A 26,390-nucleotide genomic window follows, 5' to 3' on the forward strand; every position below is an offset into this window, starting at 1 on the left:
CTTACATGTTGCGGCGGTACTCGCCGCCCACGTCGTACAGCGCGTGGCTGATCTGCCCGAGCGAATGCGTCTTCACCGCCTCCATCAGGCTGGCAAACACATTCCTGCGCTCGCGCGCCGTGGCCTGCAGCCCCTTGAGCCCCTCGCCTGCATAACCGTTGCGGTTGCGCTGGTAGCCGGCGACGTTCTCGATCTGCTGGCCCTTCTCGCCTTCTGTCGAGCGGATCAGTTCGATCTCCGTGACGATGTCGCCGCCGTGGTCCTTGGGCAGGAAGGTATTCACGCCGATCAGCGGCAGCGAGCCGTCGTGCTTCTTGTGCTCGTAGTACAGGCTCTCTTCCTGGATCTTGCCGCGCTGGTACATGGTGTCCATGGCGCCGAGCACGCCGCCGCGCTCGCTGATGGCCTCGAACTCCTTGTAGACGGCTTCCTCGACGATGTCGGTGAGCTTGTCGACGATGAAGCTGCCCTGCCAGGGGTTCTCGTTGAAGTTGAGGCCCAGTTCCTTGTTGATGATCATCTGGATCGCCACGGCGCGGCGCACGCTTTCTTCGGTCGGCGTGGTGATGGCTTCGTCGTAGGCGTTGGTGTGCAGGCTGTTGCAGTTGTCGAACAGCGCGTACAGGGCCTGCAGCGTGGTGCGGATGTCGTTGAACTGGATCTCCTGCGCGTGCAGGGAGCGGCCGCTGGTCTGGATGTGGTACTTCATCATCTGGCTGCGGGCGCTTGCGCCGTAGCGCTCACGCATCGCGCGGGCCCAGATGCGGCGGGCGACGCGGCCGATGACGGTGTACTCGGGATCCATGCCGTTGCTGAAGAAGAACGACAGGTTGGGCGCGAAGTCGTCGATCTTCATCCCGCGCGCGAGGTAGTACTCGACGATGGTGAAGCCGTTGCTCAGGGTGAAGGCGAGCTGGCTGATCGGGTTCGCGCCGGCTTCGGCGATGTGGTAGCCCGAGATCGACACCGAGTAGAAGTTGCGGACGTTGCGGTCGACGAAGTACTGCTGGATGTCGCCCATCATGCGCAGGGCGAACTCGGTGCTGAAGATGCAGGTGTTCTGGGCCTGGTCTTCCTTGAGGATGTCGGCCTGCACGGTGCCGCGCACGGTGGCGAGGGTGTGGGCGCGGATCTTCTCGTAGACCTCCGGCTCGACGATCTGATCGCCGGTGACGCCAAGCAGGCCCAGGCCGAGGCCGTCGTTGGTCTCGGGCAGCATGCCGCTGTACTGCGGACGCTGGCGGCCTTCGAACATCTTCTCGATCTTGTCGTGCGCCGCGTCCCAGCGCGCGTTGTCCTCGCGCAGGTACTTCTCGACCTGCTGGTCGATGGCGGTGTTCATGAACATCGCCAGGATGATCGGCGCCGGGCCGTTGATGGTCATCGACACCGAGGTGCTGGGCGCGCACAGATCGAAGCCGGAGTACAGCTTCTTCATGTCGTCCAGGGTGGCGATGTTGACGCCGGAGTTGCCGATCTTGCCGTAGATGTCCGGGCGCACGGCCGGGTCTTCGCCGTACAGGGTGACGCTGTCGAAGGCCGTGGACAGGCGCGCGGCCGGCTGGCCGACGGAGAGGTAATGGAAGCGGCGGTTGGTGCGCTCGGGCGTGCCCTCGCCCGCGAACATGCGGATCGGGTCTTCGCCGGTGCGGCGGTACGGATACACGCCGCCGGTGTACGGGTAGTAGCCCGGCAGGTTTTCCTTCTGCAGGAACACCAGCAGCTCGCCCCAGCTCTTGTAGGTGGGCGCGGCGATCTTCGGGATCTTCTGGTGGCTCAGCGACTCGCGGTAGTTCTCGACACGAATGGTCTTGTCGCGGACCTTGTACTCGGTGAATTCGTCGGTGATCGACTTGAGGCGCGCCGGCCAGTCGCGCAGGAGCTTGAGGGCTTCGGAGGTCAGCGACTGCACCGCGTCGTTGTAGCGCTGGCGCAGCGTCAGCAACGTACGGTCCGGGGCTTCCCCGTGCGCCATTGCGAGATCTTCGCTGGTCACCGGAACGGCAGGCGACGGGCTGTCCACTTCGACGGCGTCCGGCGACACGGCACGGTGCGACGACGGCGCGACATCGGCGGCGGCGTAGAGATCGAGCGCCTTGGGCAGTCTGGCGTCGCCCAGGTCATGCAGCGACTGCCAGTACGACTGCGCGCGGTCGGCGACTTCGGCCTGGCTTTCAATCTTGCTGTTGATGCCGCGGCCCTGCTCGGCGATCTCGGCGAGGTAACGCACGCGTGCGCCGGGGATCAGCACGGTGGCGCGCGGTTCCTTCAGCGAGGTGTCGAGGTCCGGGGTCCACCTGGCTTCCGGCAGCGCGAGCTTGGTGCGCAGCAGGCGGCACAGGTTGGCGAACATCCAGCTGATGCCGGGGTCGTTGAACTGGGACGCGATGGTCGGATAGACCGGGACGTCCTCGTCCTTGGTCGCAAACGCCACGCGGTTGCGCTTCCACTGCTTGCGCACGTCGCGCAGGGCGTCTTCGGCGCCGCGCTTGTCGAACTTGTTGAGGACGACGAGCTCGGCGTAGTCGAGCATGTCGATCTTCTCGAGCTGGCTGGGCGCGCCGAAGTCCGAGGTCATCACGTACATCGGGAAGTCGACGAGATCGACGATCTCCGAGTCGCTCTGGCCGATGCCGGCGGTCTCGACGATGACCAGGTCGTAGCCCAGCGACTTGAGGAAGCTGATGCAGTCCTTGAGGACGATATTCGTCGCCATGTGCTGGCGGCGGGTCGCCATCGAGCGCATGAAGACGCGGTTGGAGCGCAGCGAGTTCATGCGGATGCGGTCGCCGAGCAGCGCGCCGCCGGTGCGGCGACGGGTCGGGTCGACCGAGATCACCGCCATGCGCATGTCGGGGAAGCTGGCGAGGAACCGGTTGAGCAGTTCGTCGGTGACCGAGGACTTGCCGGCGCCGCCTGTGCCGGTGATGCCGATCACCGGGGTCTTGCCGCCGGCGAGCTGCCATTCCTTGCGCAGGTGGGCGAGCTCAGCTTCGTCCAGCGCGCTCTCCTCGATGGCCGAGAGCATGCGGCCGATCTCGATCTCGTTGTCGAAGGCGACCTTGTGCGGCTTGTCGACCGGCAGGCGCGCGGCTTCGGCGCGGCGCACCACGTCTTCGATCATCGCCACCAGGCCCATGTGCATGCCGTCGTTGGGGTGGTAGATGCGCTCGACGCCGTAGGCCTGCAGCTCGCGGATTTCTTCCGGGGTGATGGTGCCGCCGCCGCCGCCGAACACGCGGATGTGGCTGGCGCCGCGTTCCTTGAGCATGTCGACCATGTACTTGAAGTACTCGACATGGCCGCCCTGGTAGCTGGAGAGCGCGATGCCGTCGGCGTCTTCCTGCAGCGCGGCGCGGACCACGTCCTCGACGCTGCGGTTGTGGCCCAGGTGCACCACTTCGGCGCCCTGCCCCTGGATCAGCCTGCGCATGATGTTGATCGCGGCGTCGTGGCCGTCGAACAGGCTGGCGGCGGTGACGAAGCGCAGCGGGGTGCGGCTCTCATCGGCAGCGGGGGCTTGGGCTTCGGGGAGGTTGCTGGCGGGGGTGCTCATGTGACGCGCTCAGTACGGAAACGATCGAATCCGCATTGTACCGCGCTCGCGCAGGGCGGCCTTTCCCCCGATTGGAACGCGGCCTTGCACGGAGATCCGTGACTGCGTGGCCGCACGGCAGGTGACATGCGGCGCGGGATCCCCTCCGCGCACCGACTTCCGCGCACCGACTTCCGCGCACCGATTTCCGCGCACCGACTTCCGCGCACCGACTTCCGCGCACCGACAATCGGGCGCGCGGGCTACACTCCTTGCCTACTTCCCGGCACCGCCGATTCGAATGAGAAACGACACAGACCCGGCACTCGCGGAATTGCGGCGAGAGGCCGAAAGCGGAGCGCCCCAGGCGCTGTACCAGCTGGCCAATGCCCTGGTCGTGCAGCACGAGCTCGAAGAGGCGCAGGCCCTGCATCGACGCGCCGCCGAGGCGGGGCTGGGTAATTCGCAGGTCGAATACGCGCGGATGCTGATGTACGGCATCGCCTCCGATCCGGACCCCGTGCAAGCCCGCGAATGGCTGTTGCGGGCGGAGGCCGCGGGCAATGTGGTTGCCAGCTATCTGCTGGTGCTGATGCAGTTCGGCCAGGGTCGCCATGGCGAGGATGCGTTCAACGACCGCCTGCTGGCGGCCATCCGCGCCGAATACCCGCCCGCCCTGCGTGCGGCGGCCATCCATTTCGGACGCAGGGCGAACGCCGCCGACCAGACCCGCTGCCTGCAATTGCTGGAACGTGCGGCGGTTCGCGGCGATGCCGTTGCCGCACGCCTGCTGGCGGAGCGGCTGATGCGGGGAGAAGGCTGTCCGCCACAACCGCAGGCCGCCGATGACATCGCCGCGCAACTCGCGCGCATTGGCATCGGCCCGCTCCCGGCCATCGACGTTGCGCCCCCCGAGCGCAGCCTGCCCGCGGCCGCGCTCGCTCTGGACGAGGTACTGCGGCCGGTACCCGCGCAGGAACAGTCGTCGCGACCTCGTGTCCTGACCATCGATCACCTGCTGTCGGCGGACGAGTGCCGCCTGCTGATGGCCAGCGCGGAGCCCCGCCTGCAGCGGTCGCAGACCGTGGATCCGGAAACCGGCCTGCCCCTGAAGATGGAGCTGCGCACCAGCGAGGACGCCAGCTTCGATCCCATCCTCGAAGACCTGTCACTGCGTCTGGTGCAGGCACGCATGGCGACGGCGGCCGGCCTGCCCCTGGCCAATGCGGAACACCTGACGATCCTGCGTTACCGCCCCGGCCAGGAATACCGGCCGCATCGCGACTATCGCCCGCCGGGATCGATCGAGCGCGACCACCCGGAGGCCGGAAATCGCCTGCGCACGATCTGCGTGTATCTCAACGAGGTGGCTGCCGGCGGCGAAACCGAGTTCCCGGTTTCCGGCGTGACGGTGGCGCCGAAGGCGGGGCGCGCGGTGATCTTCGACAACCTGCATGCCGATGGCCGCCCGGACGTGGATTCCCTGCACGCCGGACTGCCCGTGCTGCAGGGCGAAAAGTGGCTGGCGACGCTGTGGATCCGACAGGGCCGGTACCGCGCCTATTGAGTCGCCACGTAGGTCCGCCAGCCCCGGGCGTACGCCTGCGTATCGATTTCCTCGGTAGCTTCCGCCGTTTCCGGTACGGGCCCGTTTACGGGGATTGGATTAGACTACGCCGCCTGCGGAATCGGCTTCGACCGAACTCAGACCGCAGTTTCCCGCCCATTCAATGACTTACATCACCTTGTTGACGTCATGTGCCACGCGCATATCGATGTTCGACCGGAGCATCCGATGATTTTTGAAACTCTCGACACCTTCGGCCACGAGCAGGTCGTGTTCTGCCACAACAAGGATGCGGGCCTGAAGGCCATCATCGCCATCCATAACACCGTGCTGGGCCCCGCATTGGGCGGCACGCGCATGTGGCCGTACAAGACCGAAGCCGACGCGCTCAACGACGTGCTGCGCCTGTCGCGCGGCATGACCTACAAGAACGCGGTCGCGGGCCTGAACATCGGCGGTGGCAAGGCGGTGATCATCGGCGACCCGGCCACGGACAAGTCGGAAGCGCTGTTCCGCGCATTCGGCCAGTTCGTTGAAGCACTGGGCGGCCGTTACATCACCGCCGAAGACGTCGGCATCGACGTCAACGACATGGAATATGTGTACCGCGAGACCGAGTACGTCACCGGCGTACACCAGGTCCACGGCGGTTCGGGCGACCCCTCGCCGTTCACCGCCTACGGCACCCTGCAGGGCCTGATGGCCACCCTCAACAAGCGCTTCGGCGACGAGGAAGTCGGCAAGTACTCGTATTCGGTCCAGGGCCTCGGCCACGTCGGCATGGAATACGTGAAGCTGCTGAAGGAACGCGGCGCCAAGATCTTCGTCACCGACATCAACAAGGGCCTGGTCGACAAGGCCGTGTCCGAGTACGGCGCGGAAGCCGTCAGCCTGGACGAGATCTACGACGTGCCGGCCGATGTCTACTCGCCGTGCGCGCTGGGTGGCACCGTCAACGAGCAGACCCTGCCCCGCCTGAAGGCCAAGATCATCTGCGGCGCGGCCAACAACCAGCTGGCCAACAACGCCATCGGCGACGAAGTGGCCAAGCGCGGCATCCTCTACGCACCGGACTACGCGGTGAACGCGGGCGGCGTGATGAACGTGGCGCTGGAACTCGACGGCTACAACCGCGAGCGCGCCATGCGCATGATGCGCACGATCTACCACAACCTCGCGCGCATCTATGAAATCGCCGAACGCGACGCGATCCCGACCTACCGCGCGGCCGACCGCCTCGCCGAAGAGCGCATCAGCGCGATCGGCAAGCTGAAGCTGCCGCTGGGCCGTGCGCAGCCGCGCTTCCAGGGGCGTATTCGCGGCGGGCATTGATTTCCAGTCTGCGACTGGAAATCCCCAAAGTTTGCTTTGCAAACTTCGGGCCCCAGCCATCGCTGCCAAATCCCCGCCGCTGTCGCGGCGCCCCTTTTACTAAAGGGGGCTTGGCTCCGGTTGGATTTTGGGTACTGGCGGAAACTGGCTAGAACAAAACGCCCGGCTTGTCCGGGCGTTTTCCGTTGTGGCGCCACTCCATTCGCGATCAGACTGCCAGCGTGCCCGTCGCCGCATACAATATTGGGCTTCGAGTCACAGGTTGCGCGCTCCGGCGCTGCACCACCCTCCTTCCAAGGACTGCCATGCGCCCGTTCCCCCTCGGTGAAGAAATCGACGCCCTGCGCGATGCCGTTCGCCGCTTCGCCGACGCCGAGATCGCACCGCGCGCGGCGCAGATCGACCACGACAACTGGTTCCCGCAGGACCTGTGGCCGAAGCTGGGCGAGATGGGGCTGCTCGGCATGACCGTGCCGGGCGAGTACGGCGGCAGCGACCTGGGTTACCTCGCCCACCTGGTCGCGATGGAAGAGATCTCGCGCGCGTCGGGCTCGGTCGGCCTGTCGTATGGCGCGCACTCCAACCTGTGCGTCAGCAACCTCTGCGCCAATGGCAACGAGGCACAGCTCGCCAGGTACCTGCCCAAGCTGTGCAGCGGCGAGTGGAAGGGCGCGCTGGCGATGAGCGAGCCGGGTGCGGGTTCAGACGTGGTCGGTTCGATGTCCTGCCGCGCCGAGCTGCGCGACGGCGTGTGGGTCGCCAACGGCAACAAGATGTGGATCACCAACGGCCCCGAGGCCGACGTGCTGATCGTCTACATGCGCACCGCCGGCAAGGATTCGGGCAGCAAGTGCATGACGGCCTTCATCGTCGAGAAGGACATGCCGGGTTTCTCCACCGCGCAGAAGCTCGACAAGCTCGGCATGCGTGGCTCCAACACCTGCGAGCTGGTGTTCGAGAACTGCGAGATCCCGCAGGAGAACGTGCTCGGCGAAGTCCACAACGGCGTCAAGGTCCTGATGTCGGGCCTCAACACCGAACGCCTCGTGCTGACCGGTGGCCCGCTCGGCCTGATGCAGGCCGCGCTCGACCTCGCCCTGCCCTATGTGCGTGAGCGCAGGCAGTTCGACCGTGCCATCGGCACCTTCGGCCTGATGCAGGGCAAGATCGCCGACATGTACACATCGCTGCAGTCCTCGCGCGCGTTCGCCTACCAGGTCGCCCGCGACTACGATGCCGGCCACAAGAGCCGCATCGATGCCGCTTCCTGCCTGCTGCATGCGTCCGAAGCCGCGGTGCAGGTTGCGCTGGAAGGCATCCAGGCGCTGGGCGGCAACGGCTACATCAATGAATTCGCCACCGGCCGCATCCTGCGCGATGCCAAGCTCTATGCGATCGGCGCGGGCACCAACGAGATCCGGCGCATGCTGATCGGACGCGAGTTGTTCGACGGGCGGAGCTGAGTCGCTCCCCTCGATAAAGAAGCCGCCGGGAATGGCGGCTTTTTCTTTTGCCGATACCGGCGGAACGCGCCATTCCACGCCGATACCCGCTGCACCCGCGCCAGCGCGCCCCAAGCGCCCGCAATGGGTTTGCGGCAGTGCAACAAATCGCCGCATAATCGGGCCATACCGGCCCCCGCGCCGGCCCCCAATCCGGAGTTCCCATGAGCGACGTCGTGATCGTCGGTGCCAAGCGCACCGCCATCGGTTCCTTCCTTGGTCAATTCACCGGCGTGCCCACGCCGACACTCGGTACCGCCGCGATCATCGGGGCGTTGGAACACGCCGGCCTTGCGGCGGACCAGGTGGACGAAGTGATCATGGGCTGCGTGCTGCCAGCCGGCCTCGGCCAGGCTCCGGCTCGCCAAGCTTCGCTCGCCGCGGGCCTCCCCGCTTCGGCTGGGTGCACCACCATCAACAAGGTCTGCGGCTCGGGCATGAAGGCGATCATGCAGGCGCATGACGCGATCAAGGCAGGCTCTTCGAACATCGTTGTCGCCGGTGGCATGGAGTCGATGACCAACGCCCCGCACCTGCTCAACAACTCCCGCACCGGCACCCGCTACGGCAGCGCCGAGATGCTCGACCACATGGCGTGGGATGGCCTCACCAGCCCCTATGACAAGCAGGCGATGGGCGTGTTCGGCGACATGGCGTGCAACAAGTACGGCTTCGATCGCGCCTCGCTGGATGCGTATTCCGAAGAGAGCGTGAAGCGTGCCCAGGCCGCCATCGCCAATGGTGCGTTCAAGGACGAGATCGTCCCGGTCACGGTAAAGGGCCGCAAGGGCGAGGTCTTCATCGATACCGATGAAGAGCCGGGCAAGATCGACCCGTCCAAGATCCCCTCGCTGCGCGCCGCCTTCGGCAAGGACGGCCTGTTGACCGCCGCCTCTTCCTCGAAGATTTCCGACGGTGCCGCCGCCACGGTCCTGATGTCCGCTGACGAAGCCGCCAAGCGCGGCCTCAAGCCGCTGGCCCGCGTCGTCGCCCACGCCACCCATTCGCAGGCCCCGGAATGGTTCACCACCGCCCCGGTCACCGCGATCGCCAACGTGCTGAAGAAGGCCGGCTGGGACGTTGCCGACGTGGACCTGTTCGAGATCAACGAGGCCTTCGCCTGCGTGCCCATGGCTCCGATGAAGGATCTCGGCATCGCTCACGAAAAGCTCAACGTCAACGGCGGCGCCTGCGCACTGGGCCACCCGATCGGTTCCAGCGGCGCCCGCCTGGTGGTGACGCTGATCAATGCGCTGCGTCAGCGCGGCGGCAAGCGGGGGGTGGCTTCGCTTTGCATCGGCGGTGGCGAGGCCACGGCGGTGGCCATCGAAATCATCTGACCTTGAGGGCCTTTCTGGTTGGCTGGGCGGGCTGCATTCGATGCAGCCGCGTAGACGTACCGTGAAAAACGCAGCCGGTCGGGGACGGTGTCCTGAACCCTTGGTAGCCTAACAACGTAATAACGAAATAAAGACGGCCACCCCGCTTGACACGCGTAATGGCCTTGTCATCATGTTATAGACGCGCTCCCTGCGCGTTGACCCATCCACGACGAGGAAACGAACATGACTTTCAATAAGGCGCTGATCGCCCTGGCTCTGGGCTTCGCTCTGGCCGCGTGCTCGAACCAGAAGCAGGCCGAAGACGCTGCTGCCGACGCCTCCGCTGACGCCGCTGCGGCCCAGCAGGCTGCCGATACCACCGCTGCCACCACCGACCAGGCTGCCGGCGACGCCGCTCAGCAGGCTGCTGACGCTGCCGCCCAGGCTGCCGACGCTGCTGCCACCTCGGCCGACGCTGCTGCCACCGCAGCCACCCCGGCTGCTGCTGACGCTGCTGCCGATACCGCTGCCCAGGCTGCCGACGCCGCCGACCAGGCGAAGGAAGCTGCCAAGGACGCGGCCAAGACGGAAGAAAAGAAGTAACAGTACTTCCTTAACAGGCTGAATCTGTTACAGTGAACAGGGTAAGGGCCGCCGGCAAGCCGACGGCCCTTTCCATGTGGGTCAGTGAACGATAGGAAGCCGGCACTCTGCCGGGTCGCTGCGCGCACTGGCGTTGCCTGACGGTAAAAATAGTTTTTTTCAGACAACTCCTCGGAGACATTCATGAACACCAAGCTTTACGTCCTCCTCGCCGCTGCGGTCCTCGCCCTGTCGGCCTGCAACAAGTCCAACGAAGCCGCTGCTGACGCTGCCCAGGCTGAAGCCTCGGCCACCGACGCTGCTGCTTCGGCCACCGACGCTGCTGCCGCCGCTGGCGACGCCGCTACCGCCGCTACCGACGCTGCCGCGACCGCCACCACCGACGCTGCTGCCCAGGCCACCGACGCTGCCGCTGCCGCCACCACCGACGCCGCTGCCGCCACCGCCGGCGCTGCTGCTGACGCTGCCCAGGCCACGGCCGACGCTGCTCAGAACGTCGCTGACAAGGCCGACGCTGCTAAGGAAGAAGTCAAGAAGTAATCCACTTCTTGCTCTTGCAATACCCGGAAGGCCCGCGCAAGCGGGCCTTCTTTTTGCGCGCGCCGGCCGCCGTTCCCGCGGAGCTTCGGGTCGAGCGTGACTCCCCTCGCCTGCTTGTGGTTTGATTCCGCGTCTTTCGCCTTCTTTCTACGATGCCCGCGCTCACTTCCCAGCTCGATCCCCGCTCGCAGGACTTCCTGGACAACGCCGCGTATCACCGCGCCCTCGTGGAGGAACTCGACGCCCGGCTGGCGCGCGTGTCCGGCGGTGGCGGCGAGAAGGCGCGCTCCCGGCACACCGAGCGCGGCAAACTGCTCGCACGCGATCGCATCGCTGCGCTGCTCGACCCCGGCTCGCCCTTCCTCGAAATCGCCCCCCTGGCAGCCGAAGGCATGTACGACGATGCCGCGCCTGGCGCCGGCATGGTCTGCGGCATCGGCCGGGTGATGGGACAGGAAGTGGTGATTGTCGCCAACGACGCCACCGTCAAGGGCGGCACCTACTTCCCGATGACGGTGAAGAAGCATCTCCGTGCACAGGAGATAGCGCGGGAGAACAGGCTGCCCTGCGTGTACCTGGTCGACTCCGGCGGAGCCTTCCTGCCACTGCAGGACGAGGTTTTCCCGGACAGGGAGCACTTCGGCCGGATCTTCTACAACCAGGCGCGGCTGAGCGCGGAGAACATCCCGCAGATCGCCGTGGTCATGGGATCGTGCACCGCGGGTGGCGCCTACGTGCCGGCGATGTGCGACGAATCGATCATCGTGAAGGAACAGGGCACGATCTTCCTTGGCGGGCCGCCGCTGGTGAAGGCGGCGACGGGTGAAGTCGTCGACGCGGAGGCACTGGGCGGTGCCGACGTCCACACTTCGATATCGGGCGTGGCCGATCATTTCGCCGAGGACGACCGCCACGCGCTGCAGATCGCGCGCGACATCGTCGGCACGCTCAACCGCTCGAAGGCCCTGCCTGTTGCCGTGCAGCCCGCGCGCGAGCCCCTGTATGCCGCCGAAGAACTGTACGGCATCGTGCCCAGGGACACGCGTCGCCCCTTCGACATCCGCGAGGTCATTGCCCGCGTGGTCGACGGCAGCGAATTCCAGGAGTTCAAGGCGCGCTACGGGAAGACGCTGGTAACCGGATTCGCCCACCTGCACGGCTACCCCGTTGGCATCGTCGCGAACAACGGCATCCTGTTCGCCGAGTCGGCGCTCAAGGGCGCGCACTTCATCGAACTGTGCAACCAGCGTGGCATCCCGCTGGTGTTCCTGCAGAACATCACCGGCTTCATGGTCGGCCGCAAGTACGAGAACGCCGGCATCGCGAAGGACGGCGCCAAGATGGTGACGGCGGTGGCGTGCTCGCACGTGCCCAAGTTCACCGTGGTGATCGGTGGCAGCTTCGGCGCCGGCAACTATGCGATGTGTGGCCGGGCCTATGGCGCGCGCTTCCTGTGGATGTGGCCAAATGCCCGCATCAGCGTGATGGGGGGCGAGCAGGCGGCATCGGTGCTCGCGACCGTGAAGCGCGACGGCATCGAAGCCGCCGGCAAAGTGTGGACGCCGGAAGAAGAGGAAGTGTTCAAGGCCCCCATTCGCGATCAATACGAGTCGCAGGGCAATCCCTACTACGCGACGGCTCGCCTTTGGGATGACGGCATCATCGATCCCGCCGACACGCGCCGGGTGCTCGGGCTGGCGATTTCGGCAAGCCTCAACGCACCCATCGAAGAACGCACCCGATTCGGCGTCTTCCGCATGTAGGCATGCCTGCTTCGGGTGCGAGGTTTGCGCGTCGCGCGAATTCGATGCGCTGAGCGTGTCCGTTAATCATCATGACTAACTGAACCCTGCGTTGCGCGCAGCCGCGGACGTCGCGCTTTGTTGCGACGTGTCACAACGTGGCCCATGGGGGCGCGTGTAGTCTCGAAAAACCAATCCTGCCCCCAACAGCGGAACTCATATTCAATGGCGATTTTCAACCAGCAATCCGCGTCCAAGCGCGACATTCCCGCCCCGGTGGAAGCCTCCAAGCCCATCGAAACCGCGCTCAAGCGTGAGCCGGATCCGAACGAATTCAGCCCTGTTGCCTCCGTGGCGCGCGCCGTCCCCGTCGAACGCAGCGAAGGCAAGGAATCGCTGATCGCCTCCGACCTCACCATCGAAGGCAAGATCGAAGGCGCCGGCCACATCCGCATTGCGGGCCGCTTCAAGGGCGACGTGCATGTACAAGGCGACCTCACGATCGAACTCGGCGCGAAGCTCAATGGCGGCGTTCGCGCGCGCAAGGTGACGATCGCCGGCGAGCTCGAAGGCAACATCGAATCGGCGCAGCGCGTCGAACTGCTCGCCAGCGGCGTGATGGTCGGCGACATCAAGGCCGAAACCGTTACCGTGGCGGCTGGTTCGCGCATGAAGGGCCAGGTCGAGTTCGGCAGCAGCGACAAGAGCTCGGCCAAGCCCGAGGCATGAGTACGCCGCGCGCGGGCATGCCCGGGGCGACCCGCACTTGCCCGCACTGCAAGACCACGATCCTGGAAAGCGCCAGTGTCTGCCCGTCATGCCGGCACCACCTGCGCTTCGATGAGGCCGCGATCGCAGGGACGAGAACGACAATCTCGCCCCTGAATGTGGAAGGCACGATTTCACCACCGCCGGGCGATACCGCCTGGGAGTACTCGATGGTGCTGTCGATCAAGAACGAGCGTGGCGAGGAAGTAACGCGGCAGGTGATCGGTGTGGGTGCGCTCTTCGCGGACGAGCAACGCACCTTCACGCTTGCGGTGGAGATGACCGAAGCCACCGGTTCCAGGGCGCGACGCAGGCACTGATACGGCGGGCAATGCCCGCCCGCTGCCGGGAATGACGGGGACTGCGCCTGGTTACGGGTCGCAGTTGTTGCAGCCACCGCATCCATTTGCGGTGGCTTTCGGCGCAGGCGCGAGCCAGCGACCCACACGCTGCAGCCACTGTGACCGGCCTTCGCGCAACAGCGGCACGGCACAGAAGATACGCAGGCGGCGCACGCCGGCGGGAAATTGCTTCCGCGCTACGAAGACGATGCTGAGCAGCACAGCAATGGCGATCACGGCGTACTGCGCGAGCAGGCCGGCGCCCATCATCCCGCCCCCAACGCCACGGCCACCTGGTACGTAAGCAGCGACGCCAGATAGGCCATGCCGAAAAGGTAACCGGCACTGATGCCGACCTGCTTCCAAGACTGCGTCTCGCGCTTGATCGTCGCCAGCGTCGAAATGCATTGCGGCGCATAGATGTACCAGACCAGCAGCGACAGCGCGGTCGCCAGCGACCAGTCGTGCGCGATCAGCGGCGACAGCGCCTGCGCGGCGGCGGCATCATCGGTAGCCGACAGTGCATAGACCGTGGCCAGCGATGAAACAGCCACTTCGCGCGCCGCCAGTCCCGGGATCAGCGCGATGCAGATCTGCCAGTTGAAGCCGATCGGCGCGAAAAACGCGGTCATCGCATGGCCGATGCGGCCGGCGAAGCTGTAATCGATTGCAGCGCCCGCATGGCCTGCAGGGGCACCGGGGAACGTGAGCAGGACCCACAACAGGATGGTCAGGGCGAGGATGATGCCGCCCACGCGCTTGAGGAAGATCGCAGCGCGCTCCGACAGGCCCAGCGCCAGGTCACGCGGATGCGGCAGGCGATACGAGGGGAGTTCCAGCAGAAGCGCGTGCTCGCTCTTGTCGCGGCGCCACCGCTTCATCACCCATGCCACCAGCAGCGCGCTGAGGATGCCCGCCGCATACAGCGCGAACAGCACCAGTCCCTGCAGGTTGAACAGACCCACCTTCTGTTGCGGGATGAAGGCACTGATCAACAGCGCATATACCGGCAGGCGCGCCGAACACGTCATCAACGGCGCAACGATGATCGTGGCGAGCCGGTCACGCGGATCCTGGATCGAGCGGGTGGCCATGATCCCGGGGATCGCGCAGGCAAAACTTGACAGCAGCGGGATGAACGATCGGCCGGAAAGCCCCGCCGATGCCATCAGCTTGTCCAGCAGGAAGGCGGCACGTGGCAGGTAGCCGGACTCCTCCAGTGCGAGGATGAAGGCAAACAGGATCAGGATCTGCGGCAGGAACACGATCACGCCGCCGACGCCGGCGATGATGCCTTTGACGACCAGGCTGTTGAGCGGCCCGGCTGGCAGGACCGCACCGGCCCAGTTGCCCAATCCGGCGGTACCGGCGTCGATCAGGTCCATGAGCGGCGTCGCCCATGCATACACCGCCTGGAAGATCAGGAACATCACCACGGCCAGCGACAGCAGTCCGACGACCGGATGCAACAGCCAGCGATCGAGTGCGTCGTCGATTTCAGCGGTGCGACGCGGCATGGTCACCGCGAGCGAGAGCAGGCGCCGGGTCTCCGCGTGCAAGGCATCCGGATCATGCGCGGCGGCGCCGCCCAAGTGCGTACGCGGCTCGTGCAACGTGCCGGCGATGGCATCGAGCTTCGCCACGAGTTCGCGGGCACCGTCGCGGCGCACGGCAACCGTCGGCACGACCGGGACGCCGAGTTCGCGTTCAAGCGCTGCCAGGTCGACGTCGATGCCACGACGACGCGCCGCATCCATCATGTTGACCGCGAGCACCATCGGCTTGCCCAGTTCGCGCACTTCCAGCGCAAACCGCAGGTGCAGGCGCAGGTTGGTGGCATCCACCACGCAGACGATCACGTCCGGCGCGGGCTCGCCCGGATAGAAACCGCGACACAGGTCGCGCGTGATCGCTTCGTCCAGGCTCGCCGCCTGCAGGCTGTAGGCACCCGGCAGGTCGAGCAGCGCGTAGTGGCGCCCGGAGGGTGCGTGGAAGCGGCCTTCCTTGCGCTCGACGGTCACGCCGGCGTAATTCGCAACCTTCTGTCGGCTGCCGGTCAACAGGTTGAACAGCGCGGTCTTGCCGCAGTTCGGATTGCCGACGAGCGCGAGGCGGATGGCTGCGGCGTTGCTCACGCGGTCACTCCGCTCGCACCTTGCGACATCACCACGCGGATGCGGGCGGCTTCGCTGCGACGCAGGGCGAAACGGGTGAAGCCGATCTGCACCAGCAAGGGCTCCGCGGCGATTGGACCGGCAGCCATGACTTCAACGCGCTCGCCGTGCACGAATCCCAGTTCGCGCAGGCGACGCGCGATGGCGTCGTTGGGCATCTGGTCTTCGACCCGCTCCACCGTGGCGGCGATGCGGCGTGGTAGTTCAGACAGCTTCAAGTCGTTCGCCCGGAGGCCGGCTGGCCACAAATGGGAATTGTTCTCATTCTAACAGGGCGTGCAGCCAGCGGTAGAGGCCCCGGGGGCCAACCTTGTAAGGCGACACCTAGTTTGCAAACCACCCTGGGAGGGTATGCCCCATTTGAAAAGCCTCAGCCCTCTTACCAGCGGCCTTGATACGGGACCAACCTGTACGGCTCCGCTCCTCCCCGCCTATAGGCCTGCCCAAGGCGACTGCGAAGGACGGCCGCCCGCTCGGCCGTTTTGCATTTCAAGTGTCGAACTGGCCGCCATACGGTCACTTCGCAATCAAAACCGCTGCGGCTGGTCAATCCAGACGTCGGGCACCAGCGAATGCGCGGCGCTCGCTATTATTCAGGCTTCACGACACGGACCGCCCATGAGCCATCCCCTGCTGAGCCTGCGCGAAGGCCCCGTCTGCCGCCTCCGCATGAACCGTCCGGATCTGCATAACGCCTTCGACGCGATGCTGATCGCGGCGCTGACCGGCGCATTGGAAGCCGCGAGTCGCGATGACCAGGTCCGCGTCGTCATCCTTGAAGGCGAAGGGGCTTCCTTCTCCGCCGGCGCCGACCTCAACTGGATGCGCGGCATGGCCGCGGCCAGCGAGGAAGCCAACCGCGACGATGCCCTCGCCCTCGCCCGCCTGATGCGCACGCTGGACGAACTGCCCAAGCCCACCATCGCCCGCGTCCACGGCGCGGCCTTCGGCGGCGGCGTTGGACTGGTGGCCTGCTGTGACATCGCCATCGGGACGCCGGAAGCCAGGTTCGGCCTGACCGAAAGCAAGCTCGGACTCCTTCCGGCGGTCATCTCCCCCTACGTGATCGAGGCGATCGGCGCCCGCCAGGCCCGTCGCTGGTTCGCCACCGCCGAAATGTTCGACGCCGCCGAAGCCAGGCGCATCGGTCTGCTCCACGACGTGGTCGACGCCGACTCGCTGGACGCGGCGGTACAGCGCCAGGTCGACTTCCTGCTCAAGGCCGGTCCTGTCGCCGCGGCCTCGGCCAAGCGCCTGGTCCGTCGCGTCACCCATGAAGCCAACCGGGACCAGCTCGATGCCGACAACGCGACCCTGATCGCGCGGTTGCGCGTGTCGCCCGAAGGACAGGAGGGCCTGACGGCCTTCCTCGACAAGCGCAAACCCGCCTGGATCCAATCCTGATGTTCTCCAAGATCCTCATCGCCAACCGCGGCGAAATCGCCTGCCGCGTCATCCGCACCGCCCACCGCCTCGGCATCCGCACCGTCGCCGTGTACTCGGACGCCGACGCCGACGCGCAGCACGTGCGGCAGGCCGATGAGGCTTACCACATCGGCGCCCCCCGGCCGCAGGATTCGTACCTGCGCGCCGACACCATCATCGAAGTCGCCAGGCAAAGCGGCGCGCAGGCGATCCATCCCGGTTACGGCTTCCTCAGCGAGAACGCCGACTTCGCCGACGCCGTGGAAGCCGCGGGCATTGCCTTCATCGGCCCCAAGGCGGCGTCGATGCGCAAGATGGGCAGCAAGGCGGGTGCCAAGGACCTGATGCGCGCGGCCGGGGTGCCGGTCGTGCCCGGCTACACCGGCGAGGACCAGGCGGCGGACACGCTGCAGCGCGAGGCCGATGCCATCGGCTACCCGCTGATGATCAAGGCCGCGCACGGCGGCGGCGGCAAGGGCATGCGCATCGTGCGCGCCAGTGCCGAGTTCGCCGCCAACCTCGAAAGCTGCCAGCGCGAAGCGCGCAACGCGTTCGGTCGCGATCGCGTGCTGCTGGAACGCTACGTCGAGAAGCCGCGCCATATCGAAATCCAGGTGTTCGCCGACGCGCATGGCCACACCCTGCACCTCAACGAGCGCGAGTGCTCGGCACAGCGCCGCTACCAGAAGGTGCTGGAGGAATCACCCTCCTCCTTCCTCACCCCGGAGCTGCGTTCCGCGATGGGCGATGCCGCGGTGATGGCCGCGCAGGCCATCGATTACGTCAATGCCGGCACCGTGGAATTCATCGTGGGCCAGGATGGCGGCTTCTATTTCATGGAGATCAATACCCGCCTGCAGGTGGAGCATCCCGTCACCGAATGGGTGACCGGTCTCGATCTCGTCGAATGGCAGTTGCGTGTCGCCGCGGGTGAAGCCCTGCCGCTGCACCAGGATGAGATCCGCCAGGACGGGCACGCCATCGAAGTGCGCCTGTATGCCGAAGATCCGGAAGCCGGCTTCCTCCCCGGCTCCGGCACGCTCGAGCGCCTGCGCCTGCCGTCCGCGAATGCGCATGTGCGCATCGATTCGGGCGTGGTCGAAGGCGACACCGTGACGATCTTCTACGATCCCATGATCGCCAAGCTGATCGTGTGGGACAGCGATCGCCCGCGCGCCCTCGCCCGCCTGCGCGATGCGCTCGCACGGTGCGACATCGCCGGCCCCAAATCGAACATCGAATTCCTCGAACGCCTCGCCCGCCATCCCGCCGTCGTCGAAGCCACGATCGATACTGGCTATCTCGACCGTCACCTCGACGAGTTCGTACCCCCGCAGCCACAGGACGATGCGGCGCCTGATTCTGACCCACTGCTCGCTGACCCGCTGCTCGCCGACCTGCTGCTCGCCGCCACCGCATCGCAGTTGCTGGCACAGGAGCGCCAGACCCGCGACGACGCCAGCGCGTCGAACGACCCGACTTCGCCCTGGGCGATCGCCGACGGCTGGCGCCTGGGCCACGGTGGCCATCGCAGCCTGGCCTTCCTGCATCGCGGGCGGCGGATCGAACTGCGTACCCATGGCAGCAACGGTGAGTACCGCGTCGAAGCCCTCGAAAGCCCCCAGAACGCGCACCTGCTGTCCGGGGCACGCCTGGAGGGCGACGTGCTGAGCCTGCGCATCGACGGTCGCGCACGCCGCTTCACGGTGCTGGACACCACGTTGCAGGGGCGCAGCAAGCGCTTGGTCATGCACGACGGCGCACGGCGGCTGGGACTGGAACCGGTGCCCATGTATCGTCACGAACAGGCCTCGGCCAGCGGCGGCGCGGACCGCGTCACCGCACCGATGCCGGGCCGCGTGGTGGTGGTGCGCGCGAGCATCGGCGACAAGGTCGAAGCCGGCCAGGAGGTCATGGTGATCGAAGCGATGAAGATGGAGCTCAGCCTGAAGGCGCCGCGCGCCGGCACCGTGGCGGAGGTGCGAGCTGCCGGTGGCGACTTCGTCGAGGCCGATGCCGTGCTGGTGGCGTTGGAGCCCTGATATGACCATGCCTTCTCACGTCCGAATCGTCGAAGTCGGTCCGCGCGACGGCCTGCAGAACGAAAAGACCATCATCGCCACGGCGGACAAGATCGCGCTGATCGACCGCCTGTCCGCGACGGGACTTCGCAGCATCGAGGCGACCAGCTTCGTCAGCCCGAAATGGGTACCGCAGCTTGCCGATGCCGCCGAGGTGTATTCGGGCATCATCAGGCAACCCGGGATCAGCTATCCGGTGCTGGTCCCGAACGAACAGGGCTACGAACGCGCGCGCTCGGTAGGCGTCAGCGAAATCGCCGTGTTCACCGCTGCTTCCGAAGAATTCAACCGCAGGAACATCAACGCCGGCATCGACGAATCCCTCGCCCGCTTCGCGCCGGTGATGGAGCGCGCGAAGGCCGACGGGGTGAAGGTCCGCGGCTACGTCTCGACCGTGCTGGGTTGCCCCTATCAGGGCGAGGTCCCCGTCGCCGACGTTGTCCGCGTCGCCCGGATGCTGCATGGGATGGGCTGCTACGAGGTCTCGCTGGCCGACACCATCGGCGTCGGCACGCCGGCCAAGGCGCGCGCGATGCTGCGGGCCGTGGCAGGCGAAGTGCCGATCTCCGCTCTCGCCATCCACTTCCACGACACCTACGGCCAGGCCCTGTCCAACATCCTCGCCTGCCTCGAGGAGGGCGTCGCGGTGGTCGACGCCGCGGTATCCGGCGCCGGTGGCTGCCCGTATGCGAAGGGCGCGAGCGGAAATGTCGCAAGCGAGGATGTTGTGTATATGCTGCACGGACTTGGCATCGGGACCGGTATCGATCTCGACGCCCTGGCCGAAACCGGACGCTGGCTCGCCGCCCTCCTGGGTCGCGAAACCGGCAGCAAGGCAGGGAAGGCACTCGGATCGAAATGACCAGCAAGGGCCCGCTGCGAGCCGTCGAAACGACATCGGATGCCGATGCCGCCCCGACGCTCGCCGCGCTCGAACAGGCCTGCAACGATCCCTCGCTTCCCAAACACCTGCTTCCGCTCCTGCAACAGGCCCGCGACGCGCTGCGCGACGCCGACCTTGCCGCCGGCATCGAGCGCAACCGCTACCGCGCCGTCTTCGACGCCGTTCCCGATCCGGTCAGCATCATCGACTGGGACGGCACCGTGCTGGATGTCAACAAGGCCGGCATGACGGCCTACCAGCGCTCGCGCGACGAGATCATTGGCAAGCCGATCGAATTCCTCAATCCCGACCTGCCGCGGGACCACATGCGGCCGGTCTGGGAAACGCTGAACCGCGGCGAGACCTTCGTCATCGAAGTCACCAACATGCGCGCCGACGGCTCGCGCTTTCCGGTGGAAGTGCATTCGGCCGGCTTCATCGACGACGGCAAGACCCGCATCGTCGCGGTCGCCCGCGACCTGTCCAGTCGCCACGCCGCGGAACTGCGCTACCGCGAACTGATGGAGACGATCGACAAGGGCATCATCGTCCGCGACGCGCAGGGCAGCATCATCCACGTCAATCCAGCGGCGATGCGCATCCTCGAACTCGCCGACGGCGACATGCTGGAAGAAGACCTGCGCGCCGACAATTGGCAGACCTTCGACGAACACGGCCGCCTGGTTTCGGAAGACGAACAACCCTCGGTGTACGCGCTGCGCACCGGGAAGATCGTGGAGAGCACGGTACTCGGCTTCTACAACAAGCGCGTGCGGCAGCTGAAATGGTTGTCGGTGACCTGCGTGCCGCAGTTCGCCGTGGGCGGGCAACGCCCGGAGACCGTGCTGTCGCTCTTTTCCGACGTGACGGCGCTCAAGCGCGACAGCACGCTGTTCGATCATGCCCAGGCACTGGCGCATATCGGCGGCTGGGAATGGGACACCGGCCGCAACTCCCTGTACCTCACCGAGGAAGCGCAACGCATCCTGGGCCAGCATCCGCTGCTGGCGACCATGGACGACCTGCTCGCATGCCTGCGCGAACCGGACCGCAGGCGCATGCGCACCGCGCTCGACCACGCGATCGCGCATGGCCGCAGCCTCAACCTCGACCTGCAGGGCTGGCAGGCGAACGGCCACCTGTTCTGGATCCGCGTCATCGGCGAAGCCGAGACCGGCAGCCCGCTCAGCGCGCACATCACCGGCACGTTGCAGGACATCACGGAACGCAAGCAGGCCGAGGAAACGCTGCGCGTGCAGGCGCGCACCGACCCGCTCACCGGGTTGCTCAACCGCGACGCGGTGCTGGAGGAGCTCGAGACACGCCTGTCCGATCCGACCCTGTCCCGCGCCGCGGTGCTGTACATCGACCTGGACCGCTTCAAGATCGTCAACGACGTGCTCGGCCACGCGGCGGGCGATCGCCTGCTGTCGGCGGCATCGCGCCGCATCCAGCGCGCGGTGGGCAGCGAAGGGCTCATCGCCCGTTTCGGTGGCGACGAGTTCCTGGTGATCTGCTCCACCGGCGACGAACCCACCCGCCCCGAACGCCTCGCCGATTCGATCCTGGAAGCCTTCTCCGAGAGCTTCCGCATGGACGGCGAGGAATTCAGCATCACCGCCAGCATCGGCATCGCGCAGGCGCCGATCGACGGGCGGCGGGCGCAGCAGCTGATCCAGAACGCCGACGTCGCGATGTACGACAGCAAGCGTCGCGGCCGCAACGACTGGCAGACCTTCACGGCCGAACTGGCCGAGCAGCAGTTGCAGCGCCTGCAACTGGAAACCCACCTGCGCCGCGCGGTGATCAACGACGAATTCAACCTCGTGTACCAGCCGCTGGTGGAGATCGACACGGGCAACGTGGTCGGTGCCGAGGCGCTGATCCGCTGGAACAACCGCATGCTCGGCGAAATGCGTCCCGACCACTTCATCAGCCACGCGGAAACCACCGGCGACATCGTCGGCATCGGCGGCTGGGTGCTGCGCGAATCCTGCAAGCAGATGCGGCGCTGGCGCGATCGCGGACTGGCGCTGGAACGCATCGCCGTCAATGTGTCGTACCGCCAGTTCCTCGGCGAGGACCTGGCCGAGCACGTGCGCGCGGCGCTCGCCGAGTCCGGCCTGCCCGGCAGCGCGCTGGAGCTGGAATTCACCGAGCGGGTGCTGATCGAGGATGCGCCGGACACCGTGCACACCTTCACGGCTCTGCGCGACATGGGCGTGGTACTGACGATCGACGATTTCGGCGAGGGCTACAGCGCCCTCAACTACCTGCGCAGGCTGCCCATCCACGGCCTCAAGCTCAGCCAGTTGTTCGTGCAGGGCGTGCCGGATCGCACCTCCGATGTCGCCGTCTGCCAGGCCGTCACCGGCATCGCACGCAGCCTCGGATTGAGCCTGGTCGCCGAGGGCATCGAAACCGAACGCCAGCGCGCGTTCCTCCTCAACCTGGGCATCACCGTGGGACAGGGCTTCCTGTTCTCCGCCGGCCTCGCACCGGAGGAATTGCAGGCCAGTTATCCACCCAACAAGGAAGGCACCTGATGGCCCTGGCGTGGCGGATCCGTCCGATCGAGGCGCGCGACGACGCCAATGTCGCCGCGATCATCCGCACGGTGATGCCGGAGTTCGGCGCTACCGGCGAGGGTTTCGCGATCAACGATCCCGAGGTCGACTGGATGCAGCGCGCCTACTCCATCCCGCGCAGCGCCTATTTCGTGGTCGAGCTTGAAGACAAGATCGTCGGCGGTGGCGGCGTGGCGCCGCTGGAAGGTGGCGACGTGGATACCTGTGAGTTGCGCAAGATGTACTTCCTCAAGCAGGTCCGTGGCCACGGCATCGGCAGCGAGATGCTAAGGCGTTGCCTCGATGCGGCCCGTTCGTTCGGCTTCCGCTACTGCTACCTGGAAACGCTCAGCGGCATGAACGACGCGATCCGCCTGTACGAGCGCCACGGCTTCAAGCGCATCGGCGCGCCGCGCGGGCAGACGGGGCACGGCGGCTGCAACACCTTCTACCTGCGCGAGTTATGACCCCGCGCCTGCTTGCCACGCTGTGCATCCTGATCGCGTCGGTCGCGGCACCGGCGCGCGTCGATGCGGCAGAGACCACGTACCTGTTGCGGCCCGACAAGGTCTGGACAGGCGACGGCGAAGCCGCCCATCCCGGCTGGGTGGTACTGGTGCGCGACAGGATCATCGTGGCCGCTGGCATCGAAGGCAGCCTGGACGTCCCCGCCGATGCGAAACGCATCGACCTGCCAGGTGCGACGCTGACGCCCGGGCTGATCGACCTGCACTCGCATCTGTTCCTGCATCCCTACAACGAGACGCCCTGGGACGACCAGGTGCTCAAGGAACCCGAGGCCTATCGCACCCTGAAGGCCGGGCTGCACGCGCGCGATACGCTGCTGACCGGATTCACGACACTGCGCGACTTGGGTACCGAGGGCGCGGGCTACGACGACGTGTCGGTCAAGCGCGCCATCGACGAGGGCCTGATTCCCGGCCCACGCCTGTTCGTCACCACGCGCGCGATCGTCGCCAGCAGCAGTTACGGACCGGGCCCGCACGGCTTCCGTCCCGACATCGAGTTGCATGGCGGCGCCCAGGAAGTGAGCGGCCGCGACGAGGCCACCCGTGCCGTGCGCGAACAGGCCGGCCGTGGCGCGGATTGGATCAAGCTCTATGCCGATTACCGCATCGGCGTGGATGGCAGCGCGCAACCCACGTTCAAGCCTGACGAGTTGCAGGCAATCGTCGAGACTTCGCACCTGTCCGGTCGCCCGGTCGCGGCCCATGCGGCCAGCGACAAGGGCATGCGCATGGCGATCGAAGCCGGCGTCGATACCATCGAGCACGGTTACGGCGGCACCGCCGACACCTTCCGCCTCATGCGCCAACGCGGGGTCGCCTACCTGCCCACGCTGACGGCCGTGGAATCCACCGAGCAATACTTCAACCACTACCAGCCCGGCCAGCCCTCGACGCCGAAAATGCAGGAGGCCGAGCGGGCGTTCCGCTCCGCGCTCGCCGCGGGCGTCACCATCGGTTGTGGCAGCGATGTCGGCGTATTCCGCCACGGCGACAACTGGCGCGAGCCGGCATGGATGGTGAAGCTGGGCATGTCGCCCGCGCAGGCCCTGCACGCCTGCACGAACGTAGCGGCCAGGATCCTGCGCCAGCAGGACCGGATCGGGCGGATCGCGCCCGGAATGAGCGCCGACCTCGCCGGATTCATGGGCGATCCGAGCGTGCGGATCGAGGATCTGCGCCAACCCGTGTTCGTGATGAAGGACGGCGCGGTCTACCGTAGCCCTGCGGCCCCGTAGAGAGCTCTTGCCAGACAAGGCGGGCAGCCACATCTGCGCTGCCCGCGAACGGCGGCGCGTTGCCTGGACTCACCAGCGGGCCTCCTCGCAGCGCGGTAAAATTGCCGCTTTCCGCCTCCAGGACCCTCCCATGCAGCTCAATACCGTCCGCGCCATCGTCACCGGCGGCGTCTCCGGCCTCGGCCTGGCCGTCGCGAAGCATCTCGTCGCCAACGGCGGCAAGGTCGCGCTGTTCGATGTGAACGACGACAAGGGTGCGGCCGCCGTCGCCGAACTGGGCGCGGCCAACGCGCGCTACTTCAAGACGGACGTGAGCAACGAAGCCGGCGTCACCGCCAACGTCGACGCGGCCCGGGAATTCCTCGGCGGCCTCAATGCCGCGATCAACTGCGCCGGCATCCTCGGCGCCGGTCGCATGCTCGGCAAGGACGGCCCGATGCCGCTGTCGACGTTCCAGGCCACGGTGATGGTCAACCTGGTCGGCAGCTTCAACGTCGCCAAGGCCGCCGCGGCGATCATGCAGAACAATGACGCGGGCGAGGACGGCGAGCGTGGCGTGATCGTCAACACCGCCTCCGTGGCGGCGTATGAAGGCCAGATCGGCCAGGCCGCGTATTCGGCCAGCAAGGGCGGCGTCGTCGGCATGACCCTGCCGATGGCGCGTGAACTGTCCCGCTTCGGCATCCGCGTGATGACGGTCGCGCCGGGTGTGTTCTGGACGCCGATGGTCGACGGCATGCCCGAATCGGTGCAGCAGTCGCTGGCCGCGACCATCCCGTTCCCGTCGCGCCTGGGCCGTCCCGAGGAATTCGCCGACCTGGTCGCCTACATCCTGGGCAACCGCTACCTCAACGGCGAAACCATCCGCCTGGACGGCGCGACGCGGTTGCAGCCGAAGTAAGGCGTTGCATGCGGGTCGTCCCGGCCTGCCCTGACGAATATCCGAATCACCAATCCGAACTACAAGAAGACATGAAAGCCTACGACGTCAAGAAAGGTAACGTGGTCGAGCACAACAACGGTGTCTACCAGGTGCGCGACATCGAACGCAGCTCGCCCCAGGGCCGCGGCGGCAACGTGAAGTATCGATTCACGATGTACAGCGTGCCGGGAGGCACGAAGCTCGACGTCAGCATGGGCGCCGAAGACGAACTCAAGGAAGTCGAACTGAGCCGCCGCCAGGCGACGTTCTCGTACAAGGACGGCGATGCCTTCGTGTTTCTCGATGACGAGGACTACACGCCCTACACGCTCGACGCGGACGTGATCGGCGACGGCGCGGGCTACATCGTCGACGACCTGGCCGGCTGTTACGTGCAGATCATCGACGACCAGCCGGTCGCGCTGCAGCTGCCGCAGAACGTGGCGATCGAAGTCATGGAAACGCCGCCGGAACTCAAGGGCGGCACGGCCACCAAGCGCCCCAAGCCGGCCAAGCTCTCCACCGGCATCGAGATCATGGTCCCCGAATACATCGGCACGGGCGAAAAAGTCCTGGTGAACACCACGACCGGCGAGTTCGCGGGTCGCGCCGACTGATCATCCGCATCGGCGCGGAAGCGGCAGGGGCCAGGCAGAAACGCCTGGCCCTTCTCGTTTCCGGCTCCCGCTTCAGCTCCGGCCGGTCCGGTCCGGTCCGGTCAGCTCCGCGACAACCACTTCTCCGCCATCCGCCGCATCGAAGCGTCCGCGCCTGCGTCGTCCACGATCGTTGCGATATCGCGCCACGTCAGGTCGTGTGATTCGTCGCTGACCACGTAGTCCTCGTTCGCGCCGGCGCACACCACGTATCGCACGTCGTAATGCCAGTGCCCGGGCACGTCGCTCCGTTCGGGGATCCAGTGGCGATCGAGATCGAAAATCGCGTCCTCGACGGACAGGCCCGTCAATCCCGATTCCTCCTCGGCCTCACGCAGCGCCACGCGCGCAAGCTCGCGGTCGCCATCTGCGTGCCCACCCAACTGCAGCCAGCGATCGAGCTTGCGGTGGTGGGTCAGCAGCACGCGCCTGCCGGAACCGTCGACCAGCCACGAGGAAGCGGTGAAGTGGCCCGCCAGCCGGTCACGGGTAAACGGATCGGCATGACCTGGGTTAGCACGGCCCGGTTCATCGAGCAACCCGCCAAACAAATCCACGACCGCGGCCTCCGCCGGCCATCGCTGCGCGTACTCCCGCAGCGCATGATGCAATGCGTCAATTGCGCAAGGGACGGCGGCGGCGGCGGAAACAGTGGATTCGTTCAT

Annotated in this window: 22 protein-coding genes; 17 read left to right on the forward strand and 5 right to left on the reverse strand. The window is 66.5% G+C overall.

Annotated features, from left to right (window positions below):
- Position 1: 1 nt before the first annotated feature.
- Positions 2-3,556, reverse strand: coding sequence for a methylmalonyl-CoA mutase family protein (locus ACXJJ9_RS13590; RefSeq protein ID WP_457097684.1), 3,555 nt, complete (start codon positions 3,554-3,556; stop codon positions 2-4).
- Positions 3,557-3,836: 280 nt separating this feature from the next.
- Here ACXJJ9_RS13590 and ACXJJ9_RS13595 point away from each other — a divergent pair, with 280 nt between their 5' ends.
- From ACXJJ9_RS13595 to ACXJJ9_RS13635, 9 genes are all read left to right on the forward strand, one after another.
- Positions 3,837-5,102, forward strand: a complete 1,266-nt coding sequence (locus ACXJJ9_RS13595; RefSeq protein WP_457097685.1) for a 2OG-Fe(II) oxygenase — start codon at positions 3,837-3,839, stop codon at positions 5,100-5,102.
- 228 nt (positions 5,103-5,330) lie between these two features.
- Positions 5,331-6,434: a Glu/Leu/Phe/Val dehydrogenase dimerization domain-containing protein gene (locus ACXJJ9_RS13600; protein ID WP_457097686.1), complete on the forward strand. Its 1,104-nt coding sequence runs from the start codon at positions 5,331-5,333 to the stop codon at positions 6,432-6,434.
- Between the two features lie 305 nt (positions 6,435-6,739).
- Complete coding sequence (locus ACXJJ9_RS13605; protein WP_310052996.1) at positions 6,740-7,897, forward strand: isovaleryl-CoA dehydrogenase; 1,158 nt, start codon at positions 6,740-6,742, stop codon at positions 7,895-7,897.
- Positions 7,898-8,100: 203 nt separating this feature from the next.
- Positions 8,101-9,276, forward strand: coding sequence for a thiolase family protein (locus ACXJJ9_RS13610; protein ID WP_457097687.1), 1,176 nt, complete (start codon positions 8,101-8,103; stop codon positions 9,274-9,276).
- A 225-nt stretch (positions 9,277-9,501) separates the two neighbouring features.
- Entirely contained in the window at positions 9,502-9,861 is a 360-nt protein-coding gene (locus ACXJJ9_RS13615; protein ID WP_457097688.1) for a hypothetical protein, read from the forward strand.
- A 183-nt stretch (positions 9,862-10,044) separates the two neighbouring features.
- Complete coding sequence (locus ACXJJ9_RS13620; protein WP_457097689.1) at positions 10,045-10,401, forward strand: hypothetical protein; 357 nt, start codon at positions 10,045-10,047, stop codon at positions 10,399-10,401.
- 152 nt (positions 10,402-10,553) lie between these two features.
- A complete protein-coding gene (locus ACXJJ9_RS13625; protein ID WP_457097690.1) occupies positions 10,554-12,164 on the forward strand; it encodes a carboxyl transferase domain-containing protein in 1,611 nt (536 codons plus the stop codon).
- A gap of 204 nt (positions 12,165-12,368) precedes the next feature.
- Positions 12,369-12,872, forward strand: a complete 504-nt coding sequence (locus tag ACXJJ9_RS13630; protein ID WP_310053005.1) for a bactofilin family protein — start codon at positions 12,369-12,371, stop codon at positions 12,870-12,872.
- Positions 12,869-13,231, forward strand: a complete 363-nt coding sequence (locus ACXJJ9_RS13635) for a hypothetical protein (protein WP_457097691.1) — start codon at positions 12,869-12,871, stop codon at positions 13,229-13,231. The genes ACXJJ9_RS13630 and ACXJJ9_RS13635 overlap by 4 nt, the downstream gene beginning before the upstream one ends.
- A gap of 51 nt (positions 13,232-13,282) precedes the next feature.
- On the opposite strand, the gene ACXJJ9_RS13640 is transcribed toward ACXJJ9_RS13635, so the two are convergent.
- The 3 genes from ACXJJ9_RS13640 to ACXJJ9_RS13650 are packed head-to-tail and all read right to left on the reverse strand — an operon-like array spanning position 13,283 to position 15,644.
- Positions 13,283-13,519: a DUF6587 family protein gene (locus ACXJJ9_RS13640; RefSeq protein ID WP_457097692.1), complete on the reverse strand. Its 237-nt coding sequence runs from the start codon at positions 13,517-13,519 to the stop codon at positions 13,283-13,285.
- Positions 13,519-15,387 carry a ferrous iron transporter B gene (gene feoB / locus ACXJJ9_RS13645; protein WP_457097693.1) on the reverse strand — a complete coding sequence of 623 codons (1,869 nt, stop codon included), beginning with the start codon at positions 15,385-15,387 and terminating at the stop codon, positions 13,519-13,521. Before feoB ends, ACXJJ9_RS13640 begins: the two co-directional genes overlap by 1 nt.
- Positions 15,384-15,644 (reverse strand): FeoA family protein, encoded by a 261-nt coding sequence (locus tag ACXJJ9_RS13650; RefSeq protein ID WP_457097694.1) that lies wholly within the window; start codon positions 15,642-15,644, stop codon positions 15,384-15,386. Before ACXJJ9_RS13650 ends, feoB begins: the two co-directional genes overlap by 4 nt.
- 400 nt (positions 15,645-16,044) lie before the next feature.
- On the opposite strand from ACXJJ9_RS13650, the gene ACXJJ9_RS13655 reads away from it, so the two are divergent.
- The 8 genes from ACXJJ9_RS13655 (at position 16,045) to yeiP (ending at position 25,686) form a co-directional block, all read left to right on the forward strand.
- Entirely contained in the window at positions 16,045-16,830 is a 786-nt protein-coding gene (locus ACXJJ9_RS13655; protein WP_457097695.1) for an enoyl-CoA hydratase-related protein, read from the forward strand.
- Positions 16,830-18,893 carry an acetyl/propionyl/methylcrotonyl-CoA carboxylase subunit alpha gene (locus ACXJJ9_RS13660; protein WP_457097696.1) on the forward strand — a complete coding sequence of 688 codons (2,064 nt, stop codon included), beginning with the start codon at positions 16,830-16,832 and terminating at the stop codon, positions 18,891-18,893. The genes ACXJJ9_RS13655 and ACXJJ9_RS13660 overlap by 1 nt, the downstream gene beginning before the upstream one ends.
- 7 nt (positions 18,894-18,900) lie before the next feature.
- The gene (locus ACXJJ9_RS13665) at positions 18,901-19,794 is read left to right on the forward strand and encodes a hydroxymethylglutaryl-CoA lyase (RefSeq protein ID WP_457097726.1); all 894 of its coding nucleotides are present in this window, start codon (positions 18,901-18,903) and stop codon (positions 19,792-19,794) included.
- Positions 19,791-22,361, forward strand: coding sequence for an EAL domain-containing protein (locus ACXJJ9_RS13670; protein ID WP_457097697.1), 2,571 nt, complete (start codon positions 19,791-19,793; stop codon positions 22,359-22,361). The genes ACXJJ9_RS13665 and ACXJJ9_RS13670 overlap by 4 nt, the downstream gene beginning before the upstream one ends.
- Complete coding sequence (locus ACXJJ9_RS13675; RefSeq protein WP_457097698.1) at positions 22,361-22,849, forward strand: GNAT family N-acetyltransferase; 489 nt, start codon at positions 22,361-22,363, stop codon at positions 22,847-22,849. Before ACXJJ9_RS13670 ends, ACXJJ9_RS13675 begins: the two co-directional genes overlap by 1 nt.
- Positions 22,846-24,147: an amidohydrolase family protein gene (locus ACXJJ9_RS13680; protein WP_457097699.1), complete on the forward strand. Its 1,302-nt coding sequence runs from the start codon at positions 22,846-22,848 to the stop codon at positions 24,145-24,147. The genes ACXJJ9_RS13675 and ACXJJ9_RS13680 overlap by 4 nt, the downstream gene beginning before the upstream one ends.
- Before the next feature lie 130 nt (positions 24,148-24,277).
- Positions 24,278-25,048 carry an SDR family NAD(P)-dependent oxidoreductase gene (locus ACXJJ9_RS13685; protein WP_457097700.1) on the forward strand — a complete coding sequence of 257 codons (771 nt, stop codon included), beginning with the start codon at positions 24,278-24,280 and terminating at the stop codon, positions 25,046-25,048.
- A 71-nt stretch (positions 25,049-25,119) separates the two neighbouring features.
- On the forward strand, positions 25,120-25,686 hold the full coding sequence (gene yeiP, locus ACXJJ9_RS13690) for an elongation factor P-like protein YeiP (protein WP_310053017.1): 567 nt from the start codon (positions 25,120-25,122) through the stop codon (positions 25,684-25,686).
- A 101-nt stretch (positions 25,687-25,787) separates the two neighbouring features.
- Here yeiP and ACXJJ9_RS13695 read toward each other — a convergent pair whose 3' ends face one another.
- Complete coding sequence (locus ACXJJ9_RS13695; protein WP_457097701.1) at positions 25,788-26,390, reverse strand: NUDIX hydrolase; 603 nt, start codon at positions 26,388-26,390, stop codon at positions 25,788-25,790.

This window comes from Lysobacter sp. P5_B9, from assembly GCF_054049835.1.

Bases quoted from the DNA above. Each gene is read 5' to 3' on its own strand.
- ACXJJ9_RS13655 (WP_457097695.1), top strand. From the start codon at position 16,045: ATGAGCCATCCCCTGCTGAGCCTGCGCGAAGGCCCCGTCTGCCGCCTC.
- ACXJJ9_RS13685 (WP_457097700.1), top strand. From the start codon at position 24,278: ATGCAGCTCAATACCGTCCGCGCCATCGTCACCGGCGGCGTCTCCGGC.
- ACXJJ9_RS13665 (WP_457097726.1), top strand. From the start codon at position 18,901: ATGCCTTCTCACGTCCGAATCGTCGAAGTCGGTCCGCGCGACGGCCTG.
- ACXJJ9_RS13625 (WP_457097690.1), top strand. From the start codon at position 10,554: ATGCCCGCGCTCACTTCCCAGCTCGATCCCCGCTCGCAGGACTTCCTG.
- ACXJJ9_RS13630 (WP_310053005.1), top strand. From the start codon at position 12,369: ATGGCGATTTTCAACCAGCAATCCGCGTCCAAGCGCGACATTCCCGCC.
- ACXJJ9_RS13610 (WP_457097687.1), top strand. From the start codon at position 8,101: ATGAGCGACGTCGTGATCGTCGGTGCCAAGCGCACCGCCATCGGTTCC.
- ACXJJ9_RS13695 (WP_457097701.1), bottom strand. From the start codon at position 26,390: ATGAACGAATCCACTGTTTCCGCCGCCGCCGCCGTCCCTTGCGCAATT.
- ACXJJ9_RS13620 (WP_457097689.1), top strand. From the start codon at position 10,045: ATGAACACCAAGCTTTACGTCCTCCTCGCCGCTGCGGTCCTCGCCCTG.
- ACXJJ9_RS13600 (WP_457097686.1), top strand. From the start codon at position 5,331: ATGATTTTTGAAACTCTCGACACCTTCGGCCACGAGCAGGTCGTGTTC.
- ACXJJ9_RS13590 (WP_457097684.1), bottom strand. From the start codon at position 3,556: ATGAGCACCCCCGCCAGCAACCTCCCCGAAGCCCAAGCCCCCGCTGCC.
- yeiP (WP_310053017.1), top strand. From the start codon at position 25,120: ATGAAAGCCTACGACGTCAAGAAAGGTAACGTGGTCGAGCACAACAAC.
- ACXJJ9_RS13640 (WP_457097692.1), bottom strand. From the start codon at position 13,519: ATGGGCGCCGGCCTGCTCGCGCAGTACGCCGTGATCGCCATTGCTGTG.
- ACXJJ9_RS13680 (WP_457097699.1), top strand. From the start codon at position 22,846: ATGACCCCGCGCCTGCTTGCCACGCTGTGCATCCTGATCGCGTCGGTC.
- ACXJJ9_RS13660 (WP_457097696.1), top strand. From the start codon at position 16,830: ATGTTCTCCAAGATCCTCATCGCCAACCGCGGCGAAATCGCCTGCCGC.
- ACXJJ9_RS13635 (WP_457097691.1), top strand. From the start codon at position 12,869: ATGAGTACGCCGCGCGCGGGCATGCCCGGGGCGACCCGCACTTGCCCG.
- ACXJJ9_RS13595 (WP_457097685.1), top strand. From the start codon at position 3,837: ATGAGAAACGACACAGACCCGGCACTCGCGGAATTGCGGCGAGAGGCC.
- ACXJJ9_RS13675 (WP_457097698.1), top strand. From the start codon at position 22,361: ATGGCCCTGGCGTGGCGGATCCGTCCGATCGAGGCGCGCGACGACGCC.
- ACXJJ9_RS13670 (WP_457097697.1), top strand. From the start codon at position 19,791: ATGACCAGCAAGGGCCCGCTGCGAGCCGTCGAAACGACATCGGATGCC.
- ACXJJ9_RS13615 (WP_457097688.1), top strand. From the start codon at position 9,502: ATGACTTTCAATAAGGCGCTGATCGCCCTGGCTCTGGGCTTCGCTCTG.
- ACXJJ9_RS13605 (WP_310052996.1), top strand. From the start codon at position 6,740: ATGCGCCCGTTCCCCCTCGGTGAAGAAATCGACGCCCTGCGCGATGCC.